Origin of the sequence: Rheinheimera maricola, from assembly GCF_016918075.2 — a bacterium.
GTDB classification, from domain to species: Bacteria; Pseudomonadota; Gammaproteobacteria; order Enterobacterales; family Alteromonadaceae; genus Alishewanella; species Alishewanella maricola_A.
In genome coordinates, this window is record NZ_JAERPS020000015.1 from 1 (window position 1) to 3,026 (window position 3,026).

At 50.7% G+C, this 3,026-nt stretch carries 1 rRNA gene; it reads right to left on the reverse strand.

Features of this window, described 5'->3' with window-relative positions:
• Positions 1-36: 36 nt before the first annotated feature.
• Positions 37-2,919, reverse strand: a 23S ribosomal RNA gene (locus I4W93_RS20180).
• Between the last annotated feature and the right edge of the window lie 107 nt (positions 2,920-3,026).

Genomic DNA, 3,026 nt, shown 5'->3' on the forward strand with positions numbered 1-3,026 from the left:
TACACACTGTATTCTCTAAAACATCTTGGGCGTTGTATGGTTAAGCCTCTCGGGCAATTAGTATGAGTTAGCTTAACACATCACTGCGCTTCCACACCTCACCTATCAACGTTGTGGTCTCCAACGACCCTTTAGTAGACTCGAAGTCTAAGGGATGACTCATCTTGTGGCCGGCTTCCCGCTTAGATGCTTTCAGCGGTTATCCGTTCCGAACGTAGCTACCGGGCAATGCCATTGGCATGACAACCCGAACACCAGCGGTTCGTTCACTCCGGTCCTCTCGTACTAGGAGCAACTCCACTCAATCATCCAACGCCCACGGCAGATAGGGACCGAACTGTCTCACGACGTTCTAAACCCAGCTCGCGTACCACTTTAAATGGCGAACAGCCATACCCTTGGGACCGACTTCAGCCCCAGGATGTGATGAGCCGACATCGAGGTGCCAAACACCGCCGTCGATATGAACTCTTGGGCGGTATCAGCCTGTTATCCCCGGAGTACCTTTTATCCGTTGAGCGATGGCCCTTCCATACAGAACCACCGGATCACTATGACCTACTTTCGTACCTGCTCGACGTGTCTGTCTCGCAGTTAAGCTGGCTTCTACCATTACACTAACCGTACGATGTCCGACCGTACTTAGCCAACCTTCGTGCTCCTCCGTTACTCTTTAGGAGGAGACCGCCCCAGTCAAACTACCCACCAGACACTGTCCGCAATCCCGATTCAGGGACCTACGTTAGAACATCAAACATACAAGGGTGGTATTTCAAGGACGGCTCCATCATGACTAGCGTCACAACTTCAAAGCCTCCCACCTATCCTACACATGTAGGGTCAATGTTCAGTGCCAAGCTATAGTAAAGGTTCACGGGGTCTTTCCGTCTAGCCGCGGGTATACGGCATCTTCACCGCAATTTCAATTTCACTGAGTCTCGGCTGGAGACAGCCTGGCCATCATTACACCATTCGTGCAGGTCGGAACTTACCCGACAAGGAATTTCGCTACCTTAGGACCGTTATAGTTACGGCCGCCGTTTACCGGGGCTTCGATCAAGAGCTTCGCTTGCGCTAACCCCATCAATTAACCTTCCGGCACCGGGCAGGTGTCACACCCTATACGTCCTCTTACGAGTTTGCAGAGTGCTGTGTTTTTAATAAACAGTTGCAGCCAGCTGGTCACTGCGACTCTTCGCTGCTTACGGAGCAAGTCCTTCACAGCAAAGAGCGTACCTTCTCCCGAAGTTACGGTACTATTTTGCCTAGTTCCTTCAGCCGAGTTCTCTCAAGCGCCTTGGTATGCTCTACCTGACCACCTGTGTCGGTTTAGGGTACGGTCACCAATACCTGAAGCTTAGAGGCTTTTCCTGGAAGCATAGCGTTAGCAACTTCGTGTCCTTGGACACTCGTCTCGTATCTCAGTCTTAGGCATCCGGATTTTCCTAAACGCCCAACCTACGTACTTTCACGCGGACTACCAACGCCGCGCTTGCCTAGCTTTCTCCGTCCCCCCATCGCAGTATTGGCCGGTACAGGAATATTAACCTGTTTCCCATCGACTACGCCTTTCAGCCTCGCCTTAGGAGCCGACTCACCCTACCCTGATTAGCATGGGATAGGAACCCTTGGTCTTTCGGCGGGGAAGTTTTTCACTCCCCTTATCGTTACTCATGTCAGCATTCGCACTTCTGATACCTCCAGCCATCCTCCCGGATAACCTTCACAGGCTTACAGAACGCTCCTCTACCACTTGTGCAAGCACAAGTCCGCAGCTTCGGTGAATGATTTAGCCCCGTTACATCTTCCGCGCAGGCCGACTCGACTAGTGAGCTATTACGCTTTCTTTAAAGGGTGGCTGCTTCTAAGCCAACCTCCTAGCTGTCTATGCCTTCCCACATCGTTTTCCACTTAATCATTACTTTGGGACCTTAGCTGGCGGTCTGGGTTGTTTCCCTTTTCACGACGGACGTTAGCACCCGCCGTGTGTCTCCCGGATATTACTCACTGGTATTCGGAGTTTGCATGGGGTTGGTAAGTCGGGATGACCCCCTAGCCCAAACAGTGCTCTACCCCCAGTGGTATTCGTCCGAGGCGCTACCTAAATAGCTTTCGAGGAGAACCAGATATCTCCGAGCTTGATTAGCCTTTCACTCCGATCCACAAGTCATCCCCATCTTTTTCAACAGATGTGGGTTCGGTCCTCCAGTTAGTGTTACCCAACCTTCAACCTGCTCATGGATAGATCGCCCGGTTTCGGGTCTACACCCTGCAACTATTCGCCCAGTTAAGACTCGGTTTCCCTACGGCTCCCCTATTCGGTTAACCTCGCTACAGAATGTAAGTCGCTGACCCATTATACAAAAGGTACGCAGTCACACCACGAAGGTGCTCCCACTGCTTGTACGTACACGGTTTCAGGTTCTATTTCACTCCCCTTACAGGGGTTCTTTTCGCCTTTCCCTCACGGTACTGGTTCACTATCGGTCAGTCAGGAGTATTTAGCCTTGGAGGATGGTCCCCCCATGTTCAAACAGGATACCACGTGTCCCGTCCTACTCGTTTTCATTACTAAAGCATTGTCGTGTACGGGGCTATCACCCTGTATCGCTGGTCTTTCCAGGCCATTCCACTAACACCTTAATAACTTAAGGGCTACTCCGCGTTCGCTCGCCGCTACTAACGGAATCTCGGTTGATTTCTTTTCCTCGGGGTACTTAGATGTTTCAGTTCTCCCGGTTTGCCTCCCTACACTATGTATTCATGTAAGGATAGTGAGTAAACTCACTGGGTTTCCCCATTCGGATATCTGCGGGTCTAACGCCTCTTACCGGCTTCCCACAGCTTTTCGCAGGTTAGTACGTCCTTCATCGCCTCTGACTGCCAAGGCATCCACCGTGTACGCTTATTCACTTAACCATACAACCCCAAAATGTCTTTGAAATCGTACAGTGTGTTTAAGGTTCACAAATAAATATTGTTACCTTGTTTTTTACTACTATCAGCTTGCCAAATTGTTAAAGAGC